Here is a 2,295-nt window from a genome sequence, read left to right as displayed (position 1 = left end):
ATCGAATCGAGAAGCGCGTCGGCGATGCCGGTGACGGCGTTGGTGGCGCCGGGGCCGGAGGTGACGAGCACCACGCCCGGCTTGCCGGTGGAGCGCGCATAGCCTTCGGCCGCATGCACCGCGCCCGCTTCGTGGCGGACGAGGACGTGCTGGATCTGCTTCTGCCGGAACAGCGCATCATAGATGGGCAGCACCGCGCCGCCGGGGTAGCCGAAGATGGTGTCGACGCCCAGATCGACGAGCGCCCGGACGATGATCTCGGCCCCGCTCTGTTCCCGACCTTGCATGACATGCTTCCTTCGTGATGCTGTTCGATGTGGAGGGCGCGGAATAGGGAGGCAGCCCCCGGCTGTCAACGCCGGAAGCGACACAGGATTTCGAAATTTGAACTTTTCTTGTTCTTTTATGTCTGAACTTGCCGCTTCATGATGCGATTCATGCGAATTCTGGCAGGTCTGGTTGGCCTGGCCCTGCTGGCCGGGGAGCTGGCGCGGCGCGGCGAATCGGTGCTGGCGCAGCCGAAGGCGTGGGACGACCTGGTGGCGGGCGCACTGCTGCTGATGCTGGCGCTGGCGGGCGCGCGGGCCCGGCCTGCGCTGCATGCGGCGGGCTGGGCGCTGTTCACGGGCGTGATGCTGGCGACGCTGGGCGTGAACCTGGACGCCTGGATGACGGATGCGGCAAAGCCGTGCGCCGGGCTCTATTCCGGCGCGCTGCTGGCGATGCTGGGGGTGGGTGCCGCCGCGACCCTATGGTGGGCGCGGCGGCGCTAGGCGCTTCAGGCGCTGGCGCGCGCGATGCCGCGGTTGCGACGGCGGATCATGGCGCCCACCATGCCGAAGCCCGTGATCAGCATGGCCCAGGTGGCGGGTTCCGGCACCGCTTCCGCGCTGCCGAAGCCGAGGTCGCTGCCGTGGTAGGTGCCGAGGTTGACGCCGCTGCTGGCCTTCAGGTCGCCGGCGACGACGCTGCCGTTGAGCGCCGAGTTGGCGGCCACCTTTGCGAGCGGCGCCAGGATCGAGCCGTTCACGACCTGCGAGATGTCGAGCTTGGTGGCGTCGGAGAAGTTCCAGATCACCTCGCCGGCGAAGCCCGCGAAGGCGCCGGCCAGCGCCGTGTTCCAGTTGTAGCTGCCGTCGCCGGTGACGTTGAAGATCACCGTCAGCGTCGGGTCCGCGACGTTCAGGGTCCACTGCCAGCCGCTGAAGGCCGCTTCCGTCAGGTTGAACACGCTCTTGCCGGTGCCGTCGCTGACGGCGTTGAACGTCCAGGCGCCATAGCTGTTGCTGACGCTGTTGCCGTCGGTGGAGCCCAGCCCCGCGAGCGACGCGGAGAGCGCGGTGAGATCGGCTTCGAGCTTTGCGGCTTCGCTGTTGATGCCGCCCTGCAGGCCCGACGCATAGGCCGCGCCCTTGTTGGTGGTGATCGTGCCGCCGTTGGCGTTCAGATAGCCATGGCCCGCGCCGCCGGATTCGACGGTGCTGCCGGCGGAGCCGTTGGTGTTGGCGATCGTGCCGCCGACCTTCACGCTGGCATTGCCGGTCGCGAGGTCGAGCTGCTGGACATTGCCGCCCACAAGCATGCTGGCGGGCGCGCCGACCGGGCCGGCCGCGCCGTTGGCGCCGTTCTGCAGACGGGTGTAATTCTGGATCTTGCCGCCCACCGTCAGCGTGGCGCGGTCTGAGGCGGCGGCGCCCTTCGCGCTGTTGCCGGTGCCGAATTCGCCGCCGTTCTTCACGTCGCCGGCCACGAAGGTCTTGCCCTGCACGGCAAGCCAGCCCTGCGTGTCGCCAAGGACGATCGCGTTCAGCTCGCGCATGGCCTGAAGCCCCGCGAGCGGGTCACCGACAGGCGCCGTCGCCAGCGCGGGTTGCGCTGCGAGCAGGAGGCCGCCGAGGGCTGCGAGGGTGCGGTAGGTCATGATGCTCACTTTGTGTCCGTGTCGTTTCGATACGGCTGATATGGGGGCGCGCTTAGGGGATTTTGAGGGCGTTAACCGTGAGCAATTGTAAACTCGACGCTTGAACCGCCCCTTCAGCCGGGCGTGTGGCGGGGCCATCCGCCCGTCTGGTTGCGGGCCCATGTGGCCTGGCGCTTCGCATATTGGCGGGTATCGAACCGCCAGCGTTCGAGGGCGGCGGCTTCGTCGAGATCTCCCGACAGGTGGGCGAGCAGCGGCGGCACGCCGATCGCGCGCATCACCGGAAGCGCGGGCGAAAGCCTGCGCGCGGCGAGTCGCCGCACCTCATCCAGCGCGCCGGCGCGCCACATCGCCCCCCCCCGCGCAGCGATGGG

3 protein-coding genes and 1 pseudogene are annotated in these 2,295 nt (G+C 68.9%); 1 reads left to right on the top strand and 3 read right to left on the bottom strand.

The window, feature by feature from the left end; all coding sequences use genetic code 11:
• Positions 1–287, bottom strand: a 287-nt coding sequence (locus ACE3O8_RS07270) for a thiamine pyrophosphate-binding protein (RefSeq protein WP_374388274.1), incomplete at its 3' end; no start/stop codon positions are given.
• Positions 288–437: 150 nt separating this feature from the next.
• Here ACE3O8_RS07270 and ACE3O8_RS07265 point away from each other — a divergent pair.
• Complete coding sequence (locus ACE3O8_RS07265; protein ID WP_374388273.1) at positions 438–773, top strand: hypothetical protein; 336 nt, start codon at positions 438–440, stop codon at positions 771–773.
• Positions 774–778: 5 nt separating this feature from the next.
• Here the strand turns inward: ACE3O8_RS07265 and ACE3O8_RS07260 are convergent, their stop codons facing one another.
• Both ACE3O8_RS07260 and ACE3O8_RS07255 read right to left on the bottom strand, forming a co-directional pair.
• Positions 779–1,921 (bottom strand): collagen-binding domain-containing protein, encoded by a 1,143-nt coding sequence (locus ACE3O8_RS07260; protein ID WP_374388271.1) that lies wholly within the window; start codon positions 1,919–1,921, stop codon positions 779–781.
• Between the two features lie 113 nt (positions 1,922–2,034).
• A pseudogene (locus ACE3O8_RS07255) lies at positions 2,035–2,295 on the bottom strand (tRNA (adenosine(37)-N6)-dimethylallyltransferase MiaA); the annotation flags it as partial.

The organism is Sandaracinobacter sp. (assembly GCF_041909755.1).
In the GTDB taxonomy this organism is placed as follows: Bacteria; Pseudomonadota; Alphaproteobacteria; order Sphingomonadales; family Sphingomonadaceae; genus Sandaracinobacteroides.
Note: the sequence above shows the minus strand (reverse complement) of the source record. Positions and strands in the feature narration are given on the sequence as shown.

What these genes read in the sequence shown, in the direction of transcription:
- ACE3O8_RS07265 (WP_374388273.1), top strand. Translation starts at nt 438, where the DNA reads ATGCGAATTCTGGCAGGTCTGGTTGGCCTGGCCCTGCTGGCCGGGGAG.
- ACE3O8_RS07260 (WP_374388271.1), bottom strand. Translation starts at nt 1,921, where the DNA reads ATGACCTACCGCACCCTCGCAGCCCTCGGCGGCCTCCTGCTCGCAGCG.